General features: G+C 72.4%; 30 protein-coding genes. 19 read left to right on the forward strand and 11 right to left on the reverse strand.

Features of this window, described 5'->3' with window-relative positions:
• Nucleotides 1-155: 155 nt before the first annotated feature.
• Both ALMP_RS33235 and ALMP_RS33240 read left to right on the forward strand, forming a co-directional pair.
• Nucleotides 156-1,514 (forward strand): sensor histidine kinase, encoded by a 1,359-nt coding sequence (locus tag ALMP_RS33235; protein WP_264935202.1) that lies wholly within the window; start codon nucleotides 156-158, stop codon nucleotides 1,512-1,514.
• Nucleotides 1,505-2,146, forward strand: coding sequence for a response regulator transcription factor (locus tag ALMP_RS33240; RefSeq protein WP_264935306.1), 642 nt, complete (start codon nucleotides 1,505-1,507; stop codon nucleotides 2,144-2,146). Before ALMP_RS33235 ends, ALMP_RS33240 begins: the two co-directional genes overlap by 10 nt.
• Nucleotides 2,147-2,153: 7 nt before the next feature.
• Here ALMP_RS33240 and ALMP_RS33245 read toward each other — a convergent pair whose 3' ends face one another.
• On the reverse strand, nucleotides 2,154-2,645 hold the full coding sequence (locus tag ALMP_RS33245; RefSeq protein WP_264935203.1) for a GNAT family N-acetyltransferase: 492 nt from the start codon (nucleotides 2,643-2,645) through the stop codon (nucleotides 2,154-2,156).
• A 78-nt stretch (nucleotides 2,646-2,723) separates the two neighbouring features.
• Between ALMP_RS33245 and ALMP_RS33250 the strand changes: the two genes are divergently transcribed.
• Nucleotides 2,724-3,527 (forward strand): exodeoxyribonuclease III, encoded by an 804-nt coding sequence (locus ALMP_RS33250; RefSeq protein ID WP_264935204.1) that lies wholly within the window; start codon nucleotides 2,724-2,726, stop codon nucleotides 3,525-3,527.
• Between the two features lie 44 nt (nucleotides 3,528-3,571).
• Here ALMP_RS33250 and ALMP_RS33255 read toward each other — a convergent pair whose 3' ends face one another.
• Entirely contained in the window at nucleotides 3,572-4,228 is a 657-nt protein-coding gene (locus ALMP_RS33255) for a MerR family transcriptional regulator (protein ID WP_264935205.1), read from the reverse strand.
• Nucleotides 4,229-4,355: 127 nt separating this feature from the next.
• Here ALMP_RS33255 and ALMP_RS33260 point away from each other — a divergent pair, with 127 nt between their 5' ends.
• From ALMP_RS33260 to ALMP_RS33275, 4 genes are all read left to right on the forward strand, one after another.
• Nucleotides 4,356-5,957: an NAD(P)/FAD-dependent oxidoreductase gene (locus ALMP_RS33260; protein ID WP_264935207.1), complete on the forward strand. Its 1,602-nt coding sequence runs from the start codon at nucleotides 4,356-4,358 to the stop codon at nucleotides 5,955-5,957.
• Nucleotides 5,954-6,871, forward strand: a complete 918-nt coding sequence (locus tag ALMP_RS33265) for an alpha/beta fold hydrolase (RefSeq protein ID WP_264935209.1) — start codon at nucleotides 5,954-5,956, stop codon at nucleotides 6,869-6,871. Before ALMP_RS33260 ends, ALMP_RS33265 begins: the two co-directional genes overlap by 4 nt.
• On the forward strand, nucleotides 6,868-7,752 hold the full coding sequence (locus tag ALMP_RS33270; RefSeq protein ID WP_264935211.1) for an SDR family oxidoreductase: 885 nt from the start codon (nucleotides 6,868-6,870) through the stop codon (nucleotides 7,750-7,752). Before ALMP_RS33265 ends, ALMP_RS33270 begins: the two co-directional genes overlap by 4 nt.
• 90 nt (nucleotides 7,753-7,842) lie before the next feature.
• Complete coding sequence (locus tag ALMP_RS33275) at nucleotides 7,843-8,064, forward strand: hypothetical protein (RefSeq protein WP_264935212.1); 222 nt, start codon at nucleotides 7,843-7,845, stop codon at nucleotides 8,062-8,064.
• A 183-nt stretch (nucleotides 8,065-8,247) separates the two neighbouring features.
• Here ALMP_RS33275 and ALMP_RS33280 read toward each other — a convergent pair whose 3' ends face one another.
• Nucleotides 8,248-11,481 carry a S41 family peptidase gene (locus tag ALMP_RS33280; RefSeq protein ID WP_264935214.1) on the reverse strand — a complete coding sequence of 1,078 codons (3,234 nt, stop codon included), beginning with the start codon at nucleotides 11,479-11,481 and terminating at the stop codon, nucleotides 8,248-8,250.
• 177 nt (nucleotides 11,482-11,658) lie between these two features.
• Here ALMP_RS33280 and ALMP_RS33285 point away from each other — a divergent pair, with 177 nt between their 5' ends.
• From ALMP_RS33285 to ALMP_RS33295, 3 genes are all read left to right on the forward strand, one after another.
• On the forward strand, nucleotides 11,659-12,261 hold the full coding sequence (locus ALMP_RS33285) for a TetR/AcrR family transcriptional regulator (protein ID WP_264935215.1): 603 nt from the start codon (nucleotides 11,659-11,661) through the stop codon (nucleotides 12,259-12,261).
• 122 nt (nucleotides 12,262-12,383) lie between these two features.
• Entirely contained in the window at nucleotides 12,384-14,618 is a 2,235-nt protein-coding gene (locus ALMP_RS33290) for an MMPL family transporter (RefSeq protein WP_264935217.1), read from the forward strand.
• 292 nt (nucleotides 14,619-14,910) lie between these two features.
• Nucleotides 14,911-15,480 (forward strand): lamin tail domain-containing protein, encoded by a 570-nt coding sequence (locus ALMP_RS33295; RefSeq protein ID WP_264935219.1) that lies wholly within the window; start codon nucleotides 14,911-14,913, stop codon nucleotides 15,478-15,480.
• 3 nt (nucleotides 15,481-15,483) lie between these two features.
• Here the strand turns inward: ALMP_RS33295 and ALMP_RS33300 are convergent, their stop codons facing one another.
• Nucleotides 15,484-15,969: an ATP-binding protein gene (locus ALMP_RS33300; RefSeq protein ID WP_264935221.1), complete on the reverse strand. Its 486-nt coding sequence runs from the start codon at nucleotides 15,967-15,969 to the stop codon at nucleotides 15,484-15,486.
• Nucleotides 15,970-16,107: 138 nt separating this feature from the next.
• On the opposite strand from ALMP_RS33300, the gene ALMP_RS33305 reads away from it, so the two are divergent.
• The 7 genes from ALMP_RS33305 (at nucleotide 16,108) to ALMP_RS33335 (ending at nucleotide 19,443) form a co-directional block, all read left to right on the forward strand.
• The gene (locus ALMP_RS33305; RefSeq protein ID WP_264935223.1) at nucleotides 16,108-16,953 is read left to right on the forward strand and encodes a helix-turn-helix transcriptional regulator; all 846 of its coding nucleotides are present in this window, start codon (nucleotides 16,108-16,110) and stop codon (nucleotides 16,951-16,953) included.
• The gene (locus ALMP_RS33310; protein ID WP_264935225.1) at nucleotides 16,950-17,144 is read left to right on the forward strand and encodes a DUF397 domain-containing protein; all 195 of its coding nucleotides are present in this window, start codon (nucleotides 16,950-16,952) and stop codon (nucleotides 17,142-17,144) included. Before ALMP_RS33305 ends, ALMP_RS33310 begins: the two co-directional genes overlap by 4 nt.
• 76 nt (nucleotides 17,145-17,220) lie before the next feature.
• Nucleotides 17,221-17,523, forward strand: a complete 303-nt coding sequence (locus ALMP_RS33315) for a hypothetical protein (protein ID WP_264935228.1) — start codon at nucleotides 17,221-17,223, stop codon at nucleotides 17,521-17,523.
• Nucleotides 17,524-17,564: 41 nt separating this feature from the next.
• The gene (locus ALMP_RS33320) at nucleotides 17,565-17,756 is read left to right on the forward strand and encodes a DUF397 domain-containing protein (protein WP_264935230.1); all 192 of its coding nucleotides are present in this window, start codon (nucleotides 17,565-17,567) and stop codon (nucleotides 17,754-17,756) included.
• 41 nt (nucleotides 17,757-17,797) lie between these two features.
• On the forward strand, nucleotides 17,798-18,289 hold the full coding sequence (locus ALMP_RS33325; protein ID WP_264935232.1) for a YbaK/EbsC family protein: 492 nt from the start codon (nucleotides 17,798-17,800) through the stop codon (nucleotides 18,287-18,289).
• Nucleotides 18,286-19,131 (forward strand): DMT family transporter, encoded by an 846-nt coding sequence (locus ALMP_RS33330; RefSeq protein ID WP_264935234.1) that lies wholly within the window; start codon nucleotides 18,286-18,288, stop codon nucleotides 19,129-19,131. The genes ALMP_RS33325 and ALMP_RS33330 overlap by 4 nt, the downstream gene beginning before the upstream one ends.
• Before the next feature lie 117 nt (nucleotides 19,132-19,248).
• The gene (locus tag ALMP_RS33335; RefSeq protein WP_264935236.1) at nucleotides 19,249-19,443 is read left to right on the forward strand and encodes a hypothetical protein; all 195 of its coding nucleotides are present in this window, start codon (nucleotides 19,249-19,251) and stop codon (nucleotides 19,441-19,443) included.
• Between the two features lie 41 nt (nucleotides 19,444-19,484).
• On the opposite strand, the gene ALMP_RS33340 is transcribed toward ALMP_RS33335, so the two are convergent.
• On the reverse strand, nucleotides 19,485-19,973 hold the full coding sequence (locus ALMP_RS33340; RefSeq protein ID WP_264935238.1) for an N-acetyltransferase: 489 nt from the start codon (nucleotides 19,971-19,973) through the stop codon (nucleotides 19,485-19,487).
• Between the two features lies 1 nt (nucleotide 19,974).
• On the reverse strand, nucleotides 19,975-20,373 hold the full coding sequence (locus ALMP_RS33345) for a VOC family protein (protein ID WP_264935240.1): 399 nt from the start codon (nucleotides 20,371-20,373) through the stop codon (nucleotides 19,975-19,977).
• Nucleotides 20,374-20,522: 149 nt separating this feature from the next.
• Here ALMP_RS33345 and ALMP_RS33350 point away from each other — a divergent pair, with 149 nt between their 5' ends.
• Together ALMP_RS33350 and ALMP_RS33355 are read left to right on the forward strand one after the other, a co-directional pair.
• Nucleotides 20,523-21,368: an arylamine N-acetyltransferase gene (locus ALMP_RS33350; protein WP_264935242.1), complete on the forward strand. Its 846-nt coding sequence runs from the start codon at nucleotides 20,523-20,525 to the stop codon at nucleotides 21,366-21,368.
• 5 nt (nucleotides 21,369-21,373) lie between these two features.
• Entirely contained in the window at nucleotides 21,374-21,649 is a 276-nt protein-coding gene (locus tag ALMP_RS33355) for a DUF1876 domain-containing protein (protein ID WP_264935244.1), read from the forward strand.
• 21 nt (nucleotides 21,650-21,670) lie between these two features.
• Here the strand turns inward: ALMP_RS33355 and ALMP_RS33360 are convergent, their stop codons facing one another.
• The 5 genes from ALMP_RS33360 to cbiQ all read right to left on the reverse strand — a co-directional run bounded on the left by ALMP_RS33360 (nucleotide 21,671) and on the right by cbiQ (nucleotide 25,423).
• Entirely contained in the window at nucleotides 21,671-22,840 is a 1,170-nt protein-coding gene (locus ALMP_RS33360; RefSeq protein ID WP_264935246.1) for a serine hydrolase domain-containing protein, read from the reverse strand.
• Between the two features lie 36 nt (nucleotides 22,841-22,876).
• Nucleotides 22,877-23,323 carry an organic hydroperoxide resistance protein gene (locus tag ALMP_RS33365; protein WP_264935248.1) on the reverse strand — a complete coding sequence of 149 codons (447 nt, stop codon included), beginning with the start codon at nucleotides 23,321-23,323 and terminating at the stop codon, nucleotides 22,877-22,879.
• 134 nt (nucleotides 23,324-23,457) lie between these two features.
• On the reverse strand, nucleotides 23,458-23,919 hold the full coding sequence (locus ALMP_RS33370) for a MarR family winged helix-turn-helix transcriptional regulator (protein WP_264935250.1): 462 nt from the start codon (nucleotides 23,917-23,919) through the stop codon (nucleotides 23,458-23,460).
• The gene (locus ALMP_RS33375; RefSeq protein ID WP_264935252.1) at nucleotides 23,916-24,674 is read right to left on the reverse strand and encodes an energy-coupling factor ABC transporter ATP-binding protein; all 759 of its coding nucleotides are present in this window, start codon (nucleotides 24,672-24,674) and stop codon (nucleotides 23,916-23,918) included. The genes ALMP_RS33370 and ALMP_RS33375 overlap by 4 nt, the downstream gene beginning before the upstream one ends.
• Nucleotides 24,662-25,423, reverse strand: a complete 762-nt coding sequence (gene cbiQ / locus ALMP_RS33380; RefSeq protein WP_264935254.1) for a cobalt ECF transporter T component CbiQ — start codon at nucleotides 25,421-25,423, stop codon at nucleotides 24,662-24,664. The genes ALMP_RS33375 and cbiQ overlap by 13 nt, the downstream gene beginning before the upstream one ends.
• Nucleotides 25,424-25,425 lie beyond the last annotated feature (2 nt).

Genomic DNA, 25,425 nt, shown 5'->3' on the forward strand with positions numbered 1-25,425 from the left:
TCCCGCTCGTTCGTTTGTCGGTGCCTCCACGAAACCGCCGGACGGCCCCTCAGGTCGTTGGGGCGGGAACGACACTTGGGGTAGGGCCAGGCATACCCCCGGGTCTCGCCCTGAACGGATGGCCCGGCCGAGGCCCTCCTCCTACCGTGATCCGCATGCGTCCCCGACCCCACACCGTGTGGCAGGCCCTCGCCCGCCCCGGATACCTGCTGTCCCCGTGGCCCTGGCGGTCCGCCGCCTATCTGCTGACGGGCGCGGCCACGGGTGCCGTCGTCCTGGTCGTGCTGGTGGTGACGGCGGCGGTGGGCGGCGTCCTCGCGATCGTGCTCGTCGGACTGCCGCTGCTCGCGGTCCTCGCCCTGGCGGGGCTGCCCGTGGCCGCGCTGGAGCGGCGTCGGCTGCGGCTGGTCGACGCGGCCGAGGCACCCGACCCGCACGCCGATCCGCCCGAGCCCGGCCTGCGCGGCTGGCTCACCACCCGCCTGCGCGAACGCGCCACCTGGCGGGAGCTCGGGCACACCCTGCTGGTCGCGGGCCTGCTCTGGCCCGCCGAGGCGTTGCTGCTCACCGTCGCGCTCGGCGCGCCGCTGTCCGTCGTCGCGACGCCGCTGCTGCTGGCGACGGTCGGGGCGGGCCGGGAGACGAAGGTGCTGAAGCTGTGGACGGTCACCGACGGGCCGACCGCGCTGGCCGCCGCCGCGCTCGGTGTGCTGCTGCTGGCCGTCGGCGCCTACGCCCTCGGGGCCGCGGCCGGTGCGCGGGCCGCCCTGACCCGGCTGCTGGTCGCCCCGCGCGAGGCCGGTCTCGACGCCCGCGTCGTCGAACTGACCCGCTCCCGCGCCCGGCTCGTCGACGCCTTCGAGGCCGAACGCCGCCGGATCGAACGCGACCTGCACGACGGCGCCCAGCAGCGTCTCGTCGCCCTCACCATGACCCTCGGCCTGGCCCGCCTCGACGCCCCGCCCGGCGGCGCCCTGGCCGAGCAGCTCGCCAAGGCGCACGAGCAGGCCGGCGCGGCCCTGACCGAGCTGCGCGAGCTGATCCACGGCATCCACCCCAAGGTCCTCGCGGACTACGGTCTTCAGGCCGCCGTCGCCGACGCCGCCGACCGCTCGCCCGTCCCCGTGGACGTCGACGTGCGCCTCCCGCACCGGCTGCCGCAGTCGGTGGAGGCCGCCGCGTACTTCGTGGTCAGCGAGGCGCTGGCCAACGTGGCCCGGCACAGCGGTGCGAGCCGGGCCCGGGTGCGCGGGGAGCACCGTGGCGGGCGGCTGGTGCTGGAGACGTGGGACGACGGCCGGGGCGGCGCCGACACCACCCGGGGAACCGGTCTGACCGGACTCGCGGACCGGGTGTCGGTGCTGGATGGAACACTGTCGCTGACCAGCCCGCCGGGCGGACCGACCCTGCTGCGTGTGGAGATCCCTTGCGAGCCGAGCCAGAAGCCGGGCCAGAAGCCGGGCCGCGAGCCGAGCCAGGAGCCGAGCCAGTTGACGGACACGGCCTGCGCGTAGTCCTCGCCGAGGACAGCGTCCTGCTGCGCGACGGCCTCACCGCGCTGCTGACCCGCTTCGGGCACGAGGTCGTCGCGGCGGTGGGCGACGCGGGGGCCCTGCTCGCGGCCGCCGCCGAGCACACCCCCGACATCGTCGTCACCGACGTCCGGATGCCGCCCGCCTTCCAGGACGAGGGCCTGCACGCCGCGGTCCGGCTGCGCGCCGAACGCCCCGGCCTGCCGGTCCTCGTCCTCAGCCAGTACGTCCAGCGCGCCTACGCCGCCGAACTCCTCGACTCCGGCGACGGCACCGGCGTCGGCTACCTCCTGAAGGACCGCGTCGGCCAGGTGGAGGAGTTCGTGGACGCCCTGCGCGAGGTGGCCGCGGGCGGCACGGTCGTCGACCCGGAGGTGGTACGGCAGTTGCTGCGCCGCCGCCGTGATCCGCTCACCCGGCTCACCCCACGCGAACGGGAGGTGCTGGCGCTGGTGGCGGAGGGCAGGTCCAACGGCTCGATCGCCCGGCAGCTGGTCGTCTCGGAGGCGGCCGTCGGCAAGCACATCGGCAGCATCCTCACCAAGCTGGACCTGCCCCCGGCGCACGACACCCACCGCAGGGTCCTGGCGGTCCTGGCCTACCTCAGGAGCTAGCAGGGCCTCAGGCGCCCGGGGAGGTCAGGGGCTTGGCGTAGCAGCGGCTGGACTCGTACTCGCGGTAGTAGCCGAACTTGACGCACGGCTCGTAGCCGCTGGAGGTGTACAGGGCGATGGCCTCCGGCTGCTCGGTGCCGGTCTCCAGGACCATCCGCAGGCGGCCGGCCGCCCGCGCGTCCTCCTCCAGCTCGGCCAGGATCCGCCGGGCCAGCCCCCGCCCCCGCATCTCGCGGATCACGAACATCCGCTTCAGCTCGGCGTCGCCGTCCTGGTTGCCCTCGCCGTTCTCGTCCTGGCTGCGCCAGCCGCCGGTCGCGACGGGCCGGTCCTGCTCGTCGTACGCGATGAGATACACGCCACGCGGCGGCTGGAAGTCGGCGGGTTCCAGGACGGTGGCGTCCCCGCCGTCGCCGTAGCGCTCGTGGTACTCGGCCTGGACCTCGTCGTTCAGCTTGACGGCGTCGGGGTGGTCGAAGGACACGCGGCGTATACGCATGCTGGTCAAGGTACATCCATACGTCTCGGTGGTCGGTCGATTTCTGGACGGAGTCCAGTGTGCGGGTATGGTGCCCCGGTGCTGACCGTGACCTCCGTGAACGTGAATGGGTTGCGCGCCGCCGCGAAGAAGGGCTTCGTGGAGTGGCTCGCCGACACCTCCGCCGATGTGCTGTGCCTCCAGGAGGTGCGCGCCGAGCCGCAGCAGCTGCCCGAGGAGGTCCGCGCCCCCGAGGGGTGGCACGTCACCCACGCCCCCGCCGCGGCGAAGGGCCGCGCGGGTGTCTCGCTCTACAGCCGCCGTGAACCGGACGCCGTCCGGATCGGCTTCGGCTCGGCCGAGTTCGACGCGTCCGGCCGGTACGTCGAGGCCGACCTGCCCGGTGTCACGGTCGCCTCCCTCTACCTGCCCTCCGGCGAGGTCGGCACCGAGCGCCAGGACGAGAAGGTCCGCTTCATGTCCGAGTTCCTCGCCCACCTCAAGGAGCTGCGGGAACGCGCCGCCGCCGACGGCCGCGAGGTCCTCGTCGTCGGTGACTGGAACATCGCCCACCAGCAGGCCGACCTGAAGAACTGGCGGGCGAACCAGAAGAGCTCCGGCTTCCTGCCGGAGGAGCGGGAGTGGCTGACCCAGGTGTTCGCGCCGGAGGCCGGCGGCTACGTCGACGTGGTCCGCGCCCTGCACCCGGACATGACCGGCCCCTACACCTGGTGGTCGTACCGGGGGCGGGCCTTCGACAACGACACGGGGTGGCGGATCGACCTGCACGTCTCGACGCCCGGCCTCGCGGCCAAGGCCGTCAAGGGGTACGTCGAGCGCGCCGCCACCCACGCCGAACGCTGGTCGGACCACGCGCCGGTGACGGTCGTCTACGACCTCTAGGGCATCCGCAACCGGTAGGGCTACCTCTACGGCCTGCGGGACCTCTACGGCCTCCGGTCGCTCCGCTCCCGCAGTCGCCGGTCCAGCGCGAGGGAGAGTTCCGCCTCCACCACGCTGCGGGCCAGGGGGCGCAGGCGGGGCAGGTCCGCCTGCTTGCCGTGGCGCAGGAGGACCTCGGTGAAGATCTCCGCGAGGGCGTCGGCGTGTTCGCGGACGCGGGCGCCGGCCGCCAGGACGTCCGCGAGCGGTATGCCCTCGCGGACCAGGGCGGCGGAGACGTCGAGCAGGCGCCGGCTGATGTGGACGATCTCGTCGCCGTCGGTGCCGAGGTAGCCGAGGTCCAGGGCGGCGGCGAGGTTCTCGGGGGTGACCTGGCCCTCGAAGCGGGCGGCGAGTTCCTCCGGGGTGAGCCGGACCGGCTCCTCCTCGGTGGGACCGCCGACGCCGAGCAGGTCGGCCACGTCCCGGCCGTGGTCGAGGGCGTCGGCGAGTTCGGCGATGCCGTTGAGGGTGTGGCCGCGTTCCAGCAGCGCCGCGATCGTGCGCAGGCGGGCCAGGTGATGGTCGTCGTACCAGGCGATACGGCCCTCGCGGCGGGGTGGCGCGAGCAGCTTGCGTTCCCGGTAGAAGCGCAGGGTGCGCACGGTGATGCCGGCCTCCCTGGCCAGCTCCTCCATTCGGTATTCCCGCTTGTCCGTCACGCCGGAAGCCTATGTCGTACCCCCGGTAACTTCCTCCGTCCGGCCCCTACCCATCGGTACGAAGCTGCTCTACAGTCCCACTGCGCCAGTGTTCACTGGCGGAGTCGCACGGGCAGGAGGTTGCGGGATGACCGAGCACGTACGGGTGGCGGTGATCGGGTCCGGGTTCGGCGGGCTCGGGGCCGCCGTGCGGCTGCGCCGCGAGGGGATCACCGACTTCGTCGTCCTGGAGCGGGCGAGCGAGGTGGGCGGCACCTGGCGGGACAACAGCTACCCCGGGTGCGCCTGTGACGTGCCCTCCCATCTGTACTCCTTCTCCTTCGCGCCCAAGCCCGACTGGCCGCGCACCTTCTCCGGGCAGGAGCACATCCGCGCCTACCTGGAGCACGTCACGGACGTCTTCGGGCTGCGGCCCCATCTGCGCCTGGACTCCGAGGTGCGGCGGATGACCTGGGACACCGAGCGGCTGCGCTGGGACATCGAGACCGCGAGCGGGGCGCTGTCGGCGGACGTCGTCGTCTCCGCCACCGGGCCGCTGTCCGACCCGAAGATCCCGGACGTGCCCGGCCTGGCGTCCTTCCCCGGCAAGGTCTTCCACTCGGCCCGCTGGGACCACGACTACGACCTCACCGGCAAGCGGGTCGCCATGGTCGGCACGGGCGCCTCCGCCATCCAGATCGTGCCCGCGATCCAGCCGAGGGTCGGCCGTCTTACCCTCTTCCAGCGGACCCCGCCGTGGGTGCTGCCCCGCGTGGACCGCGCCATCACCGGCGCGGAGCGCCGGCTGCACGAGCGGCTGCCGTTCACCACCCGGCTGCGGCGCGGGCTGCTGTGGGGCATCCGGGAACTCCAGGTGCAGGCCTTCACCAAGCACCCGGACCAGCTCGGCTTCGTCGAGCAGCTCGCCAGGCGCAACATGGCCCGGGCCATCAAGGATCCCGCGCTGCGGGCCCGGCTCACGCCCGACTACCGCATCGGCTGCAAGCGGATCCTGCTGTCGAGCGCGTACTACCCGGCGCTGGCCCGCCCGAATGTGGACGTCGTCGCGAGCGGTCTGCGCGAGGTGCGCGGCGCGACGCTCGTCGCGGCCGACGGCAGTACGGCCGAGGTGGACGCGATCGTCTTCGGCACCGGGTTCCACGTCACCGACATGCCGATCGCCGAGCGGGTCGTCGGCGCGGACGGGCGGACCCTCGCGGAGACCTGGAAGGGCGGCATGGAGGCCCTGCGGGGCGCGACCGTGCCGGGCTTCCCCAACTGGATGACGATCATCGGGCCCAACACCGGCCTGGGGAACTCCTCCATGATCCTCATGATCGAGTCCCAGCTGAACTACATGGCCGACTACCTGCGCCAGCTGCACGTCCTCGGCGGCCGCGCCGCCCTCGACGCCCGCCCGGGCGCGGTGCACGCCTGGAACCGGCGCGTCCAGGACCGTATGCGGCGCACGGTGTGGAACACGGGTGGCTGCACCAGCTGGTACCTGGACGCGAACGGCCGCAACACCACCATCTGGCCGGGCACGACCAGCGAGTTCCGCCGCGCGACCCGCCGCGTGGACCTGGCGGAATACGCCCTCGTCCGCCCCTCGCCCCTCGAAAATGAAGCAGCCCCCGAACCCGCGTCGGCCCCCGAACCCGCGTCGGCCGCCGAATCCGCGTCGGCCCCCGAACCCACCCCGGCCGCCGAACCCACCCCGGCCCACGCACCGACGGAGGCCTCCCTGTGAGCCGTCTCACGAGTCCCGCCGCCGGGCCCTACACCCCGCCCGCCCCCGCCCGGGAACTCACCGTCGCCTCCGCCGACGGCTCCCCGCTGCATGTGGAGGTGCACGGGCCGGACGGGGCGCCGGTCGTGGTGCTGGTGCACGGGTGGACCTGCTCCACCGCCTTCTGGGCCGCGCAGATCCGGGAACTGGCCGTCGACCACCGGGTCGTCGCCTACGACCAGCGGGGGCACGGGCGGACCCCGGTGAGCGCGGTGTGCAGTGCGGAGGTGCTCGCCGACGATCTGGAGGCGGTGCTCACCGCGACGCTCGGACCCGGTGAGAAGGCGGTCGTGGCCGGGCACTCGATGGGCGGCATGACCGTCATGGCCGCCTCCGCACGCCCCGCCTTCCGCGCGCACGTCGCGGCCGCCCTGCTGTGCAGCACGGGCAGTTCGCGGCTGGTCGCGGAGTCGACGGTGGTCCCGATGCGGCCCGGCCGGCTGCGGACCTGGCTGACCGAGCACGTCCTCGGGTCGCGGGCGCCGCTCGGCCCGGTCACGCCGCTCGCCCGGCGGATCCTCAAGTACGCCACGATGGGCGCCGGTTCCGCCCCGCACATGGTGGAGGCGTGCGCGCGGATCGTGCACGCCTGTCCGCGCGAGGTCCGCCACGCCTGGTCCCACGTCCTCGCCCTGCTCGACCTGGACCACGCCGTACGGGAGCTGCGCGTGCCGACCGGGGTCGTCGTCGGCACCGCCGACCGGCTCACCCCGCCGGTGCACGCCCGCTCGCTGGCCGCCGCGCTGCCGCAGTGCGTGGGCCTGACCGAACTGCCCGGCCTCGGCCACATGACGCCCGTGGAGGCGCCCGAGCTGGTCACCGGGAAGATACGCGAACTGACCGCCGCACACATCCAGTTGAAGGAGGGCGCATGAGCAGGGTCGGTCTTCAGGGCCAGGTCGTGGTCGTCACCGGGGCCGCACGCGGCGTCGGGGAGCTGCTCGCCCGCAAACTGTCCGCGCGCGGCGTGAAGATCGCGCTGGTCGGACTGGAGCCGGACCTGCTCAAGCAGGTCTCCGAGCGGCTGCACACCGACAGCGCCCACTGGCACGCCGACGTCACCGACCACGAGGCGATGACACGCGTCGCGGGAGAGGTGAAGGAACGCTTCGGGAAGGTGGACGTCGTCGTCGCCAACGCGGGCGTGGCCACCGGCGGCCCGTTCGCCGACTCCGACCCGGGGGCCTGGCGCCGCGTCATCGAGGTCAACCTCGTCGGCTCGGCCGTCACCGCCCGCGCGTTCCTGCCGGTGCTGCTGGAGAGCCGCGGCTATCTGCTCCAGATCGCCTCGCTCGCCGCGATCACCCCGGCGCCGATGATGACGGCGTACTGCGCGTCCAAGGCGGGTGTGGAGGCGTACGCGCACAGTCTGCGGGCGGAGGTCGGCCACCGGGGCGTGCGGGTGGGCGTCGGCTACCTGTCCTGGACCGACACCGACATGGTGCGCGGAGCCGACCAGGACGACGTCATGCGGGAGTTGAGGCAGCGGCTGCCGTGGCCGGCGAACAAGACCTACCCCCTCGGTCCGGCGGTCGACCGGATCGTCGCCGGGATCGAGCGGCGCTCCGCCCACGTCTACGGCCAGTGGTGGCTGCGCGGCATGCAGGGCGTGCGCGGATACCTGCCCGGACTCATCGGGACCGTCGGCGCACGCGAGATGAAACGCTTCGCGCCGCGTCTGACGGGCATGCGCACGGGGCTCGTGGGGGCGGGCGGCGCGGCCGATGAGCAGCAACGGACTACGTACCGTGACTGATCGACATGCGTGGGGTCACCGCCCGTGTGAATCTGGTCGAGGCCCCACCAAGGCGGCCGATCCCCCCACCCACCACGGGAGTGAACCCACATGGGTATGAAGGACAAGTTCCGCGACCAGTCCGAGCAGTGGCAGGACCAGGCCAAGCAGAAGATGGACGAGGCGCGGGAGCAGGTGCAGCGCCGCGGCGGCAACCGACGCGACCGCGAGGAGAACCCCCAGCGCACGCCGCAGGGTGGCCCCGAGCGCACGCCGCAGCGCGGTGAGCGCGACCGTGAGCGGGAGCGGACCGACGAGGACTTCGACGCCTGACGCCGTTCTCCGGACGACGGACGACGGACGACGGACGACGGACGACGGACGACGAACGGCGCCTGACGCCTGACGCCTGACGCCTGACGCCTGAGTTCTGACGTCGCTGCGGAAGGGGTGCTCCCGACGGGGGGCACCCCTTCTCCGTGTCTCCGCCTTCTCCGCGCCGGCGGCCCGCGCCGATCACGCCCCCCGGGGCGGCAGTTTCGGCCGGGAGCGGTCCGGGACGCCGCGGTGGTCCGGCGGGGACGCCGGGGGGTTGGTCTCCAGCAGCTCCAGGGCGAGCCGTACCGCGTCGTCGAGCTGGGCGTGCCGGCCCTCCGCCCAGTCCAGCGGGGTGCGCAGGACCTCCAGGTCGGGGAGGACGCCGTGGTTCTCGATGGACCAGCCGTAGGCGTCGAACCAGGCCGCGTTCATCGGCACGGTGATGACCGTGCCGTCGCCGAGCTGGTGCCGCCCGGTCATGCCGACGACGCCGCCCCAGGTGCGCTGGCCGACCACCGGCCCGAGTTTCAGCAGCTTGAACGCGGCGGTGATCATGTCGCCGTCGGAGGAGGTCGCCTCGTCCGCGAGCGCCACCACCGGCCCCCGGGGCGCGTTGGAGGCGTACGACACGGGCTGGGCGTTGCGGGTGAGGTCCCAGCCGAGGATCGTGCGGGTCAGCTTCTCCACGACGAGTTCGCTGATGTGCCCGCCCGCGTTGCCGCGCACGTCGACGATGAGCGCGGGCCGCGACACCTCCATGCGCAGGTCGCGGTTGAACTGCGCCCACCCGGAGCCGCCCATGTCGGGGATGTGCAGGTAGCCGCACCGCCCGCCGCTCAACTCCCGTACGACGGCGCGGCGTTTGGCGACCCAGTCCTGGTAGCGCAGCGGCCGTTCGTCGAGCAGCGGGACGACGGCGACGCGCCGCGGGCCGCCGCCCTCGCCGTCGGCCGGGTCGAAGGTCAGCTCGACGGTGGTGCCGCCCGCCTGCGCGAGCAGCGGGTAGGGCCCGGCCACCGGGTCCACCGGCCGCCCGTCGACATGGGTGAGCACCGCGCCCTCCCGGATCCCGGTCCCGGCGAGCGGGGAGCGGGCCCGGGAGTCGGAGGAGTCGCCGGGCAGGATCCGCCGGAGCGTCCAACCCGCCTCGCGGTGGGCGAAGTTGGCGCCGAGCAGGCCCTGCCGGCGCTGGTAGTGGGGCGGGCCCTCGTTGCGGCGGGCGGCGCTGACGTAGGCGTGGGAGGTGCCCAGCTCGCCGAGGACCTCGCGCAGCAGGTCGGCGAAGTCGTCGGGGGAGGCGACCCGTTCGACCAGTGGCCGGTACTGCTCCAGTACCGCGTCCCAGTCGATGCCGCACATCCCGGGGTCCCAGAAGTAGGCGCGGATCAGCCGCCCGGCCTCCTCGTACGCCTGCCGCCACTCGGCGCCCGGGTCGGCCTCGTGCATGATGCGGCGTACGTCGATCCAGACCGTGGTGTCGAGGTCGCCGGACTCGGTGGAGGGGACCGCGCGCAGGTCGCCCTCGTCGACCACGACCAGCCGGGTGCCGTCGCCGCTGACGGCGAACCAGTCGAGGTGCCCGACGAGTTCGGACTTCTTGGCCTTGGTGATGGTGAAGTACTCCAGGGTCGGCCGCCCGCTGGTGTCGTCGGGGTTGGCGAAGGTCTCGCCGAGGGCGCCGGAGATGGGCCAGCGCAGCCACACCAGCCCGCCGCCCGCGACCGGGCAGAGCGCCGAGTACTTGGAGGCGGCCACCGGGAAGGGCGTGACGCGGCTGGCCAGGCCCTCGGTCTCGACGGTGACCGTCCCGTCCCCGCCCTCGTCGTCCTCGGCCGGGTCCAGCCCGCCGGCGGCCGGCCGGCCCTCCGGGTTCAGCGCGAACGGCGACGGCGTCGCGGAGGACAGCGGCACCAGGTAGGGCCGGCAGCCCAGCGGGAAGGACAGGTCGCCGGTGTGCACGTCGTAGACGGGGTCGAAGCCCCGCCAGGACAGGAAGGCGAGATAGCGGCCGTCGCGGGTGAAGACGGGATTCTCGTCCTCGAAGCGGCCGTTGGTGACGTCCACGATCAGCCGGTCCTTGATGCGGGCGATCTTGATCTGCCGCAGCGACCGTCCGATGCCCGGGTGCGACCACGTCAGCCAGGCCCCGTCCGGCGCGAACGCCAGGTCGCGCACCGGCCCGTTGATGGACCGGATCAGCTCGGTCACCTCGCCGTCGGCGTCCTCGGTGGCGTCGAGGAGCAGCAGCCGCCCGTCGTGCGTGGCGATCGCGAGCCGTTCGCCCTCCGGGTCGGACACCATCTCCAGCACCCGTCCGAGGCGCCCGGAGGCCAGCCGGCGCGGTGCGCGCTGTCCGCTCGCGCGCGGCAGGTAGGCGATCTCGACGGCGTCCTCGCCCTCGGCGTCGGTGACGTAGGCGACCTGTCCGCCCGCGCCCAGCATCTCCGGCAGCCGCACCCGCACCCCGGGCGTGTCGGTGAGGGTGCGCGCGGGTCCGTCGCGGTGGGTCAGCCAGTACAGGCTGCCGCGGACGACGACCGCGCTGGCCCGCCCGGTGTCGTCCACGGAGATCCCGTCCACGTGCTGCGCGGCCGGCACCTGGTACGGCCGCCGCCCGGCCCGCGGCCCGCTCAGCCGTACGTCGATCCGGCGCGGCTCGGACCCGGCGGACAGGTCGTCGACGACCCACAGGTCGCCCGCGCACTGGTACACCACCCGGGTACCGTCGCTGGAGGCGTGCCGGGCGTAGAAGGCGTCGTGGTCGGTGTGCCGGCGCAGGTCGGAGCCGTCGTGGGCGCAGGAGTAGAGGTTGCCGACGCCCTCGTGGTCGGAGAGGAACGCGACGCGTCCGCCGACGAACATCGGGGAGTGGAGGTGCCCGCCGAGGTCGGGCAGCAGCCGTTGCCCGTGCAGCCAGAGCCGGCCCGTGGCGCCGCCCCGGTACCGCTTCCAGGAGGCCGGTTCGTGCGGCGGGGTGCCGGTGAGCAGCAGGGTGCGGCGCTCGTCGTCGATGTCGGCGACCTGGATGTCGGCGACCGGGCCCCAGGGCAGCTTGCGGCCGGGGTCGCCGTCCGGGGTGATCTTGTAGGCCCAGGTGAAGTGGGCGAAGGGCTCGCCGTGGGAGGCGACGGCGAGGATGTCGCCGTCCGGTGTCCAGCCGCAGACCTGGGTGTCGGGGCTGCCCCAGTAGGTCAGCCGCCGTCCCGGTCCGCCGTCCACGGGCACCAGGTGGATCTCGGGGACGAGGCTGCGCCAGCTCGTGCAGGCGATCTGGCGGCCGTCCGGTGAGAAGCGGGGGTGGCCGGCCTTGATGCGGTCGACGGTGAGCCGCCAGGCCCGGCCCGGCCCGTCGAGAGGGGCCAGCCAGAGGTCGTCCTCGGCCACGAAGCACAACAGGTCATCGCTGAGGTGGGGCAGACGCAGATAGGTCACCTCCCCATGCTTTTCCTCTCGGCAGAGCAGGGCAACTCGTGTCATATCCGGCCGTGTCGACCGGCGTGACCCACAACACGAACGAAACCGTTTCGTTTCGATGATGGGGTGCGCTACGCTCGTCCTGTACGAAACCGAACCGTTCAGCAGCGGGACCGGAGTGGAAGGGGATCGGACATGACCGAGGTCACCACGGCCCGGCGCAGCCGGCTCACCCCCGAGCGCGAGGCCGAGCTGTACGCGGCCGTCCTGGACCTGCTCCGCGAGGTCGGCTACGACGCCCTCACCATGGACGCCGTGGCCGCGCGCACCCGATCCAGCAAGGCGACGCTCTACCGCCAGTGGGGCGGCAAGGCCGAGCTGGTCGTGAAGGCCATGCGCCACAACAAGCCCGGCAACATCAAGGACGTCGACACCGGATCCCTCCGGGGCGACCTGCACGCCCTCCTGGCCCAGGAGGACGACTGCACCATGGAGCGCAACTCCGACCTGATGCGGGCGCTGGCGATGGCGGCACACTCGCATCCCGACCTGCGGCGGGCCTTCAAGGAACTGCTCCTCGAACCCGAGATGGAAGAGTTCGAGAACGTCCTGCGGCGCGCCGTCGACCGCGGCGAGATCCGGGCCGACTGCCCGGCGCTCGAGTACGTCGTGCACATGCTGGTCGGCGCGTTCGCGACCCGCACCATGATCGACGACCGGCCGCCCACGCAGGCGTTCCTGCACTCGTACACCGACGCCGTGGTCCTCCCCGCCCTCGGCCTCACCACCACCACCTGACCGTCCCCACGGTCCGCCCATCCTGACGTCACCGCTCACGTCGTCGGGCCGATCACCCCTGCCTCCAAGCCGGGCTGGTCACCCCTGCCCTGATCCCACGACCTGACCGGGAGTACGCCCTCGTGGCCACTTTCCTCTACAAACTCGGCCGGTTCGCCTTCCGGCGGCGACACTTCGTCGCCCTGATATGGGTGGCGCTGCTCACTCTCGCGGGTGTCGGCGCGGCCTCCGCGCCCGCCCCGGGAACCACCTCCTTCTCGATCCCCGGCACCGAGGCGCAGAAGGCCTTCGACCTGCTGGAACAGCGGTTCCCCGGCGCCAGCGCCGACGGCGGGACCGGACGCGTCGTCTTCAAGGCCCCCGCCGGCGAGAAGATGACGGACGCCGACAACAAGGCGACCGTCGCCAAGACCGTCAAGGAACTGAGCGACGGCTCCGAGGTCGTCTCCGTCACCGACCCGTTCACGACCAACGCCGTGAGCAAGGACGGCACGGTCGCCTACGTCTCGGTGAAGTACGACGCCCCCGGCATGGAGCTGAAGGACTCGACCCGCGACGCCCTTGAGGCGGCCGGGGACGAGGCGCGGGCCACCGGGCTGACCGTCGACATCGGAGGTGACGCCCTCCAGGCCGCGTCCGAGCCGGGGGCGGTCGGCGAGATCGTCGGCCTCGCCATCGCCGCCGTCGTCCTCGTCGTCACCCTCGGTTCGCTGGTCGCGGCCGGACTGCCGCTGCTGACGGCGATCATCGGCGTCGGTATCGGCGTCTCCACCATCACCGCCCTCGCCAGCACGCTCGACCTCGGCGACACCACCTCCACGCTCGCGCTGATGATCGGTCTCGCGGTCGGCATCGACTACGCGCTGTTCATCGTCTCCCGCTACCGGGGCGAGCTGGCCGAGGGCCGGGACCGCGAGGAGGCGGCGGGCCGGGCCACCGGTACGGCCGGCTCGGCCGTGGTCTTCGCGGGTCTCACCGTCGTGATCGCACTGGCGGGCCTCGCGGTCGTCAACGTCCCGATGCTGACCAAGATGGGCCTCGCGGCGGCCGGCACGGTCGTGGTCGCCGTCCTCATCGCGCTGACCATGATCCCGGCGCTGCTCGGGTACGCGGGCAAGCGGGTCCGGCCGGCGGGCGAGAAGCGCAAGGCGCGCGGCGGCGACAAGGCTGTGACGTCCGAGCAGCCCGAGACGTCCACGACACCGGCCAAGCCCGGCCTGGGCACCCGCTGGGCGAGCTTCGTCATCCGCCGTCCGGCCGCGGTGCTGCTGCTCGGCGTGGTCGGTCTGGGCGCGATCGCCGTCCCGGCCACCCAACTGGAGCTGGGCCTGCCGGACGACGGCTCGCAGCCGACGTCCACCACCCAGCGCCGGGCGTACGACCTGCTGTCGGAGGGCTTCGGACCCGGCTTCAACGGCCCCCTGATGATCGTGGTCGACGCCAAGAACAGCGACGACCCCAAGGCGGCGGCCACCACGGTGACCGATCAGATCAAGGGTCTCCAGGACGTCGTGACGGTCACCCCGGCCGCCTTCAACAAGGCCGGCGACACCGCGACGATCACCGTCATCCCCGACTCCAAGCCGTCCTCGACCCAGACCGAGGACCTGGTGCACGCCATCCGCGGCGAGGGCGCCGACGTCAAGGCCGACACGGGCGCCGAGGTACTGGTCACCGGCACCACCGCGATGAACATCGACTTCTCGCAGAAGCTCAACGACGCGCTGGTCCCCTACCTCGCCCTGGTCGTCGGCCTGGCCTTCCTGCTGCTGATCGTGGTCTTCCGCTCCATCCTGGTCCCGCTGAAGGCGGCCCTCGGCTTCCTGCTCAGCGTGCTCGCCGCGCTCGGTGCCGTGGTCGCGGTCTTCCAGTGGGGCTGGCTCTCCGGCCTGCTCGGCGTCGAGGAGACCGGCCCGATCATGTCGATGATGCCGATCTTCATGGTGGGCGTCGTGTTCGGTCTCGCGATGGACTACGAGGTGTTCCTCGTGACCCGCATGCGGGAGGCGTACGTCCACGGCGAGTCGCCGAGCCAGGCCGTGGTGACCGGCTTCCGGCACAGCGCCCGGGTCGTGGCCGCGGCCGCGGTCATCATGATGGCCGTCTTCGGCGGCTTCATCAGCTCCAGCGAGTCGATGATCAAGATGATCGGCTTCGGCCTCGCGATCGCCGTCTTCTTCGACGCGTTCGTCGTCCGCATGGCCATCGTCCCGGCCGTCCTCGCCCTGCTGGGCCAGAAGGCCTGGTGGCTCCCCAAGTGGCTGGACCGCGCCCTGCCCAACGTCGACGTGGAGGGCGAAGGCCTGCGCACCCAGGACGCCACGGCCGAGGAGAGCAAGGAGCTGGTACGGGCCTGACGTACCGCATCTGAAGAACCGCCGGTGAGGGCTCCGTGGGGACGGGGCGCCCTCACCGGCTTTCTTCTGTGACGCACTTTCGGGTGAGGACCCGGGCGGCTGCCGCCCCGCGCGGGCCCAGCGAGCGCCATTCCGGTGTATTCACCACATCAATGGACATTGCAGGTGAGTGTCACCGGTATGTGGAGGATTTGTAACACGGGGCGCGGATCGTGCGAACGGCCCGTGTCGGGTGATCAGGTATGCGTGCCGCGGCCGACCGGCCGTGGCTCGCACCACGCAAGGAGACCTTGTGTCTGTTTCGCCTGTTTCCGCCCGTCGTCTGGCCGCCGCGTCACTCGCGGCCGCGGCCGTGATCGGGGCCGTGGCGCTCCCGGCGTCCGCCGCCGGCCACCCGCACCACGAGCGGCCGAAGGTGGAGATCAGCGCCGTGCAGTACGACGCGCCGGGCCGTGACACCCGCTCCAACCACTCCCTCAACAAGGAGTGGGTCGAGCTGACCAACACCACCCGCCGCGCGATCAACCTGGACGGGTGGACGCTGTCGGACGAGGAGGGTGACACCTACACCTTCCACCACTACCGCCTGGCCGCCCGCGCCACCGTCCGCGTCCACACCGGCGAGGGCCGCGACACCCGCGCCGACCTGTACCAGGACCGCCGCCGCCACGTCTGGGACAACCACGCGGACACGGCCACGCTGCGCAACGACCACGACCGCCTCGTCCACGAGTACTCGTGGCGTGACGGCCGTCGTCACGACGGCGGGGACCGTCACCACTACGACGGCAAGGACCGCTACGACCACGACGGCAAGGACCGTCACCACGGTGACCGTCACCACGGTGGCAACCGCCACTGACGCTCAGCCCTGAACGCGGCGCGTCCGACCACCCCCTCCCGGGTCGGGCGCGCCGCTCTTCCATGTCCGCAGCCCTACCTCGGCCCACACGGTCTTGCGCGGAAACGGCTCCGTGACCACGCCCCACCGGTCCGCCAGCGCGTCCACGAGCAGCAGCCCGCGCCCGGAATCCGCACTTCCCCCGGGCCTCCTGACGCGCGGGAGCCTGTCCCCCCGGGTGTCGGTGACCTCGATACGGAGGGTGCCCGCGATGACGTACAGGGACAGCCGGAAGTCCCGCCCGACGACCCGCCCGTGCGTCGCCGCGTTGGTCGCCAACTCCATGACGATCTGCTCCGCGGGGTCGGACGGGAGCCCCCAGGACCGGAGTTGCTCGGTGGCGAGAAGCCGGGCGAGATGCGCGCCGCGGGGGGTGGGGGAGAGCAGCACGGTGAAGTCGTGGAAGCGGGGGTGGAGATGGTTTTCAGGGGCACGGATCTCTTGATTCATGTCACTGAGCGTGGCCGATGTTGCTTACTGGAGTGAGTGACGATGCCTGTGCGTACGGTGACTGTCCTGGCTTTGTCCTGCGCTGTCTCGGCTGTCTCGGGCGTTGTAGGGGTACGTAAGCGCGACGGAGGTGGAGCCATGAACGACGGTGTGGACCAGGCCGGTTGGGACATCGAGCCGGGGGACGAGATGGAACCGGTGGTTCAGGCGGTCGGGAAGCTGCTCAAGGTGTGCCGGGAGGCGGCCGGCATGCGGGCGTCGGAGCTGGGCGAGGTCATGGGCTACGGCGAGGACATGATCCGCAAGATCGAGCGAGGAGCGCGGATCCCTCGGCCGGAGTTCCTGGACCGGGCGGATCAGCTGCTGAAGGCGCAGGGGCATCTCAGGGCGTTCATGGAGGAGATGCGGAGGGCGCGGTACCCCAAGAAGGCGAGGGAGCTGGCTGAGTTGGAGGAGCGGGCGGTGGAGTTGCTGCTGTACAGCACGCATCACATCCATGACCTGTTGCAGACGCCCGAGTACGCAATGGCGATGTTCGAGAACCGGCTGCCCGCGCTCTCGCAAGACGTGGTGGAACACGCGATCGCTGCACGCATGGACCGGAAGTCCATCTTCGACCGGGATCCCGCTCCCGCGCTGAGTTTCGTCCAGGAACAAGTGACGCTGGAACGCCCCCTCGGAGGCAAGATGGTGTTGCGCCGACAACTCGAACACCTGCTGAAAGTAGGCGAGTTGCGGAACGTGGCGCTCCAGGTGATGCCAACCGATCGCGAGGAGCACGCCGGAATGCACGGGCTGATCGAAGTGCTGAAGTTCTCCGACGGCACTGGGATCGGGCGTTCCGACGGCGCGTTCAACGGTCGCCCGGTCTCAAGCCTTCGGGACCTACGGGTCCTTGAGCAGCGCTATGGGATGATCCGGGCGCAGGCTCTCTCTCCGAGAGAGTCGCTGGCCTTCATTGAGCAAGCGCTGGGGAGACTATGAGCGCCACGGAACTTCATTGGTTCAAGAGCAGCTACAGCAGCGGTCCTGAACCCGGCGACTGCGTGGAAGTCGCCACCACCCCCGCCACCATCCACGTCCGCGACTCCAAGAACCCCGCCCACGGCACACTGACCGTCGCCCCCACCACCTGGTCCGCCTTCCTCATAGGGATGGCACCCCAGGCGGATTGAGTACCCGCCCCCATGCCGGGGCGGGTTCCTCCCGCGAGGATCGGAGTGATCCCACGCGGAAGGAACGGAACGGACGATGAAAGCGACGACGCTGCTCGCGGGCGCGCTGTGGACGGTCACGATGACGTCGCTCGCCTGGCTGACGTTCCTCATCGGGATGGTGGCCGTGTGGCTCGCGGCGGAGGGTGAGCCGGTCGGGGGGTTCCTCCTCCGGTACGGCTTGATCTACGCGGCTTTCGCGGCCGTACTCTCCGCCCTGGCCTCCGCCCCGGGCATCCGCCGCCTCGACGTGTCCGCGCGCCTGCTCCTGCTGGGCGTCCTGGCCGCCCCCGCCCCGACGGCACTGGCCCTGTGGACGTGGGTGAACAGCGGCGCATAACACTCTCGCGTGCCCGTCCACGGCCCCGCTACGGTGCGCTCATGAGGGCCACGGAACTGCACTGGTTCAAGAGCAGCTACAGCGACAGTGGCGAGCCTGGCGAATGCATCGAGGTCGCCACCACCCCCACCACGATCCACGTCCGCGACTCCAAGAAGCCGGCGCACGCCTCCCTCGCGGTCGCTCCCACCACCTGGTCCGCGTTCCTCCGAGGGGTCGGCGCAGGCGCGTAACCCGGTCGCGTGCGTCGTACAACCACCGCTAGCGTGCGGCCATGACGACGACTGGAGCGCATCCCCGTTTCGCAGAAGCCCTCAACGAGCTGGGGCTCGGCGAGGTCAATCAGCACATCCGCCGCTTCCCGGACGCCACCCGGACCGCGGCGGAGGCCGCGGAGGCGATCGGGTGTGAGCTGAGTCAGATCTGCAAGTCGCTGATCTTCGCGGCGGACGGCGTGCCGGTGCTGGTGTTGATGGACGGGGCGTCCCGGGTCGACGTGGAGCTGGTGCGGAGGGAACTCGGCGTCGAGAAGGTGACGCGGGCCGACGCCGGCGTCGTACGGGAGACGACCGGGTACGCGATCGGGGGTGTGCCGCCGTTCGGGCACCGCACCCGGACCCGCGTCCTCGCGGACCGGGGCCTGCTCGCGCACGACGTGGTGTGGGCCGCCGCGGGCACTCCGCACACCGTCTTCCCCATGGCGCCCAAGGAGTTGGTGGAACACGCCGGCGCGTCGCTCGTGGACGCGCGTGAGCGCACCGCGTGACGCCGCTGGTCACGGTCGCCGTCCTGATCGCCGCAGTCACGCACGCCGCGTGGAACGCGATCGCGCACCGCATCACCGACAAGCTGACGGGCTTCGCGCTGATCTCGGGCGGCGGGCTGCTGATAGGCCTGGCCATGGCCCCGTTCGCGGCGTTCCCGGCGGCGGGGGCCTGGCCGTACCTGCTGGCCTCCGCCGTGATCCACATCGCGTACTACGCGCTGCTGATGCGGTCGTTCCGGCTGGGTGACTTCGGGCAGGCGTACCCGATCGCGCGCGGGTCGGCGCCGCTGGTCGTCACGGTCCTGGCCGCCGTCTTCGCGCACGAGGTGCCCGACGGCTGGGCGGCGGCCGGCGTCGCGGTGTCCTGCGCCGGGCTGACCGGCGTGGCGCTGTGGGGACTGCGCGGGCACCGGCCCGACTGGGCGGCGATCGGGGCGGCCCTCGCGACCGGCCTGACGATCGCCGCGTACACCGTCGTCGACGGCCTCGGGGTGCGCGCCTCCGGCTCGTCCCTCGGCTACATCGCCTGGCTGATGGCCGTGCAGGGGACCGCCCTGCCCGCGTACATGCTGTTCCGCCGGCGGGGCGAGACCCTCGCCGTCGTCCGCCCGTTCGCCGCGCTCGGCCTGCTCGGCGCCGCCCTGTCCGTCGCGGCCTACGCCCTGGTCCTGTGGGCCCAGACCCGCGCGGACCTCGCCCCGATCGCCGCCCTGCGCGAGTCGTCGATCATCGTCGGCGCGGCCATCGGCGCCCTGTTCTTCAAGGAACACTTCGGCGCCCCCCGCGTCGCCGCCGCGGCCCTGGTCGTCGTCGGCATCGGCCTGATGCTGCACTCCGGTTGATCTCCCTTGGCGGCAGGGGGAGTTGACAGCATGCGTAGGGTGGAGGGGAAGCGCATCGACGTCCGCCCATGGCTGTGAGCCGGGCGGCCCGAGCGGGGGAAGAAGGGTGCGTGCCCGATGACGGTCGGGCTTCTCTCCACGATCGCCGCCGTGTTCTACGGGGGCACGGTCTCCGTCCTCGCCCTCACCGCGACGTTCGCCCCGCGCCGCTCGCTGCGGCGTGAGGCGCGCAGGACGCTCGCCGTCCTGGTGCCGGGGAGGGCGGCGGAGCCGCAGCAGCCGGACCGCGCGGCGGTGGGACCGAACGGCTGAGCGCCGGGCCGGCCCCGGGCGGATGCCGTGAAGTGACCTGGCTACGCCAGTTCCTTCCGCATCACCGTGCACATCGTCTCGTAGCGGCGCAGCGATCCGTCGGGGGCCTGCTCGTCCCAGGAGTCAGGCCGGCGGTCGTACGCGACGTATCCCAGGCGTTCGTACAGCGCGCGGGCCCGGGGGTTGCTCTCCTCCACGGCCAGCTCGGCGTGGCGGAGGCCGCGGTTCCTGATCCGCAGCTCCGCGGCCTCGACGAGGAACGTGCCGATGCCGCAGGACCGCAACGCCGGGTGGACGGCCAGCTGCCACAAGGTGCCGGCGCCCTCCTTGACCCGGTAGTCGACGCCGCCCTTCGCCACCGGGATGCCGGTCGCGGTGCAGACCGCGAGGTAGTCGACCTCACCGCTCGGGACCCGCTCCAACTGCTCGGCCACGTTGGCCAAATGGAGGGCGGACCCCGCCCATCCGCACGACGCCAGGTCCGCGTGGACCAGGTCACGGGCCGACAGCCTCAGGACGACGTCGGTCATCTCAGGGCCGGCCGTACGGTCGCGTCATGATCTCCATGTTGTGGCCGTCCGGGTCGTCGAAGTACGCGCCCCGGCCGCCGAACAGGTCGTTGACCCGGCCCGGTTCGGTGTGCGACGGGTCGGCGTAGTACGTCACGCCGAGCTTCTCCAGGCGGCCGATCATCGTGTCGAACTGGTCGTCCGCCACCAGGAAGGCGTAGTGCGCGGACTGGATCGGCTCGTCACGCTTCTCGTAGTAGTCGAGGGTGACGCCGTTGCCGAGGTCGAGCGGCAGGAACGGACCGAAGCGCGCGCCGACCGACAGGCCGAGGACGGCGGCGAGGAATTCGGCCGAGAGCTGGGGGTCATGCGCGTAGACGACGGTGTGGTTCAGCTGGGGGAGGGTGGTGGGGGCGGACATGGCCGCGACGCTAATGCGGCTCGCGCGCCGCCCGCAATCGATAAATACCGGCCGTGGCAAGTTTCCGCCCAGGCCTACGACCAGAGCCCCAGGCCCTCCCGTTCCCGAGCCCGAGGCCCCGCCGACGGTCACCCGGTTACGGTGAACTCATGTCCCAGACCGAGCAGTTGACCCCCGACGACCTGGACGCCTACTTCCGACGCATCGGCTGGACGGGGGAGCGCCGCGCCGACGCGGCCACCCTGCGCGGGGTGCACCTGGCGCACATCCGCGCCATCCCCTTCGAGAACCTCGACCCCGTCCGCGGCGAGGTCCCCTCCCTCGCGCCCGCCGACCTGATCGGCAAGCTGGTCCGCAGCCGCCGCGGCGGCTACTGCTACGAGCACAACACGCTCCTCGCGGGCGTCCTGGAGGCGCTCGGCTTCCGGGTGACGCGGCTCGCGGCCCGGGTCGTCGTCGGCGCGGAACGCGTCGAGGACCGGCCCCGCACCCACATGGCACTGATCGTCGAGGTCCCGGGCGACCCGCGGCGCCACCTCGTGGACGTCGGCTTCGGCGCCGCCGGCGCGCTCCTCGAACCGATCCCGCTCACCCCGGACACCGCCTTCGACGGCGCGGGCCGCCGCCACCGCCTGGTGCACGCCCCCCACCACGGCCCGCTGAAGCTGTGGGTGCTGGAGCAGCACACCGCCGGCTCCTGGCAGCCGCAGTACGCCTTCACCCTGGAGCCCTTCGAACGCCCCGACTTCGAGGTCATCAACTGGCACATCGCCACCAACCCCCGCTCGCCCTTCAGCGCGCTCCCCTACGCCCAGCGCGTCACCCCCGACCGCCACATCCTCCTGCACGGCACCCGCCTCACCGAGACCCGCGCCGACGGCACGACGACGGAACGGGACCTCACCGACGAGGACGACGCCCGCCGCGTTCTGGAGGAACAGTTCGACATCGCCGTACCGGAGGGGACACCCTGGAAGCAGATGTTCCGGAGGTGATGGTCATGATGCACACCGCTGTGGGATGGCACGTGGAGCTGGAGTTCCAGGAGGACGAGCAGCACACGAGCGCCGTCGCCATGGTGCGGCTACCGGACGGGACCCAGGTCAAGGCCCGTGGGCACGCCAGCCGGCACCGCGTCGACGCCAACCAGCCCCGGGTCGGAGAGGAGATAGCGGGCGCCCGCGCCCTGAACGAGCTGGCCATGCAGCTCCTCACCAAGGCCCACCGAGAGATCGACGAGGCGTCCGGCCGGACGTCCCACCCGATCCACGTCTGACGGCCGCGGGGGCTGAGCCGCTCAGCCCCCGCTCGCCCCGCTCGCCACCCGCACCGCGCGCACCAGCGCCTGCGCCCGCGGGTCCGCGGTCACGCTCGCCCGGAAGCCGTTGGTGACGTACCCGAAGGCGATGCCCGACTCGGGGTCCGCGAAGCCGAGCGCGCCACCGCGGCCGGGATGGCCGAAGGAGCCGGGGGACAGCAGCGGGGACGCGGCGCCGTGCAGCATGTAGCCCAGACCGAAGCGGGTGTTCACCACCAGCACCCGGTCCGGCCCCGCCGCACGCTCACCGCGCGCCAGCTCCACCGTCCGGGGAGTGAACAGCCGCACCCCGTCGACCTCCCCGATCAGCGCGGCGTAGCAGCGGGCCAGCCCGTCCGCCGTCGCGATGCCGTTGGACGCGGGCAGGACGGCCGCCCGGTACGCGGGGTCGTTCTCGTCGGGCAGCGGGGTGATCGCCGCGAAGGCCCGACGGGTGAGCGAGTCCGGGTCGGCGTACGCGTCGGTGACGGCCTGCTTCGGCCGCGTCCGCAGGCCCCCCGCCGGCAGCGGCACCTCCACCCGGCCCACCCGCCCGACGCGCCCGGCCCGCTCCGCCGGCAGCCCCAGCCACAGGTCGGCGCCGACCGGCCCGGCGATCTCGTCCGCGATCCACGCGCCGATCGTCCGCCCGGTGACCCGCCGCACCAGCTCACCGGTCAGCCAGCTGTAGGTCTGCGCGTGATAGCCGTGGTCCGCGCCCGGCTCCCACACCGGCGCCTGCGCCGCGACCGCCGCCGCGCCGAGATCGGGGTCGGCGGCCTCGGCGGGCGTCAGCGGCCGGTCCAGCACGGGCACCCCCGCGCGGTGCGCGAGCACGTCCCGCACCCGCGTGCGCTCCTTGCCGGCCGTCTTGTACTCGGGCCAGTACTCCCCGACGGGAGCCTTAAGGTCCAGTTGCCCGCGCTGGGCCAGCAGCAGCAGGACGGCGGCGGCGACGCCCTTCGTCGCCGACCGGACCACCTGCGCGGTGCCCGCCTCCCACGGCGCCCCGCCGTCCACGTCCCGGGTCCCGCCCCACAGGTCGACGACCTTGCGCCCGTCCCGGTAGACGGCCACCGCCGCGCCCCGGTCCCCGCGCACCGCGAAGTTCTGTACGAACGCCTCCCGGACCGGCTCGAAGCCCTCTGCCACGGCACCGTGCACGTCCACGCCCGTACTCCTGTTCTCGCTGCTCGGGTGTCCCCCTCACCCAAGCAGGATCGTCACGTCGATGTTCCCCCGGGTCGCGTTCGAGTACGGGCAGACCTCGTGCGCGGCGTCCACCAGCTTCGCCGCGACGTCCGCGTCGAGGACCGGGAGCGAGACGCTGAGGGCGACCGCGAGGCCGTAGCCGCGCTGCTTGTTGGGGCCGATGCCGACCTTCGCCGCGACCGTGGAACCCGTCAGGTCGTAGCCCGCCCGGTTGCCGACCAGGATCAGCGCGTTGTGGAAGCAGGAGCTGTAGCCCGCCGCGAACAGCTGCTCCGGGTTGGTGCCGTCGCCGTCGCCGCCCAGCTGAGGAGGCATCGCGACCTTCAGCGCGATCCGGCCGTCCTGGCTGGTGACATGACCGTCCCGGCCACCGTGGGCGGTCGCCTCGGCGACATACATGATCTTCGTCGGACGGGAGTCGACCGCGGCGGCGTCAGACATGGCTGGATCCCCCCAGAACAGGTGCGCGCAAATACATCGTGCACAAGGTACCGGCCAGTAGGAAAGCGCTCGCCCACCAGGGGTGGCAACCCCCGGTAATCCGTGGTCACCGCACCGGCGGGCGCGGCCCGGGGTCACCGGGCTCGCGCGACCGCCCCCTGGGCCCGTTCCGCGAGGCCCCACAGCTCCTCGCGCAGCCGCACCACCTCGGCCGTCTCCAGACCCGTCGCGGTGAGCAGGGCGCCCGGAACCCGCTCCGCGCGCTCCTTCAGCTCCTGCGCCCGGCCGGTGCAGGCGACCAGCACCGAGCGTTCGTCCCGCGCCGAGCGGCGCCGGCGCACCAGCCCCGCCGTCTCCAGCCGTTTCAGCAGCGGCGACACCGTGCCGTAGTCGAGCCGCAGGGCGTCGGCCAGGTCCTTGACGGTGATCTCGCCGCGCTCCCACAGCACCAGCAGCACGAGGTACTGCGGATAGGTCAGCCCCAGCTCGTCCAGGAGCGGACGGTACGCGGACGTCACCGCCCGCTGGGCCGCGTACAGCGCGAAGCACAGCTGGTCGTCGAGCAGCAGCGAGCCCTCGGTCTCCTCGTTCGTCACGCGCCCATTGTCACGGAGCGCGGGTCGAACCCGAACGGCAGCTCCAGGCGGTGCGCGCGCATCAGCTCGTCGTCGGCGAGGAGATCGGCGGTGCGGCCGTCCGCCGCGATGACCCCCTCGCTGAGGATCAGCGAACGCGGGCACAGCTCCAGCGCGTACGGCAGGTCGTGCGTGACCATGAGCACGGTGACGTCCAACGACCGCAGGATCTCGGCCAGTTCGCGGCGCGAGGCGGGGTCGAGATTGGAGGACGGCTCGTCCAGGACGAGGATCTCCGGCTCCATCGCCAGCACCGTCGCGACGGCCACCCGGCGGCGCTGCCCGAAGGACAGATGGTGCGGCGGACGGTCCTTGAACTCCGCCATCCCCACCCGCGCGAGCGCGCTGTCCACCCGCTCCTCCAGCTCCGCGCCCCGGATCCCGGCGGCGGCCGGCCCGAACGCCACGTCCTCCCGCACGGTCGGCATGAACAGCTGGTCGTCCGGGTCCTGGAAGACGATGCCGACCCGGCGCCGGATCTCCGCCATGTGCCGCCTGCCGACGGGCAGCCCGGCGACGGTCACCGTGCCGGTGCCGCCGCCGAGGATGCCGTTGAGGTGCAGCACCAGGGTGGTCTTGCCGGCGCCGTTCGGCCCGAGCAGCGCCACCCGCTCGCCGCGCGCGATCGAGAAGTCCACGCCGAACAGCGCCTGATGGCCGTCGGGGTAGGCGAAGGCGAGGCCCGAGACCTCGAGGGAAGCGGTCACAGCGTCCATCCCAGCACACAGACGACAAGCGCGGACAAGGGGAGCGCCAGGGCGTACGACCACTGCGCGCGTGAGGCGGTCACCTCGTCGATCACCGGCATCGCGCCGGCGTAGCCGCGGCTGACCATGGCCAGGTGGACCCGCTCGCCGCGCTCGTAGGAGCGGATGAACAGCGCGCCCGCGGACTTCGCGAGCACCCCCCAGTGCTTGACGCCGCTCGCCTCGAAGCCCCGCGACTCCCGCGCGATCCGCATCCGCCGCATCTCGTCGGTGATGACGTCCCCGTAGCGGATCATGAAGGACGCGATCTGGACGAGGAGCGGCGGCAGCTTCAGCCGTTGCAGCCCGAGGAGGATCTCGCGCAGCTCGGTGGTGGCGGCGAGCAGCACCGAGGCGGCGACCCCCAGGGTGCCCTTGGCGAGGACGTTCCACGCCCCCCACAGGCCGTTCACGCTCAGCGACATCCCGAGGACGTCCACCCGCTCGCCCTCCGCCACGAACGGCATCAGCACCGCGAACGCGACGAACGGCACCTCGATCAGCAGCCGCTTCAGCAGGAAACCGGCCGGCACGCGCGCGCGGAACGCGACGACGCCGAGCAGCGCCGCGTACCCGCCGAACGCCCACATCGCCTCCCGTGGCGTCGACACCACGACCACCACGAAGGCGAAGGTGGCGGCGAGTTTGGTGTGCGGCGGCAGGGCGTGCACGGGCGAGTGCCCGTGCCGGTAGAGCCTGTGCGCGTGCCCGGCGCCCATCC

It is taken from the genome of Streptomyces sp. A012304 (assembly GCF_026008495.1).
Lineage (GTDB): Bacteria > Actinomycetota > Actinomycetes > Streptomycetales > Streptomycetaceae > Streptomyces.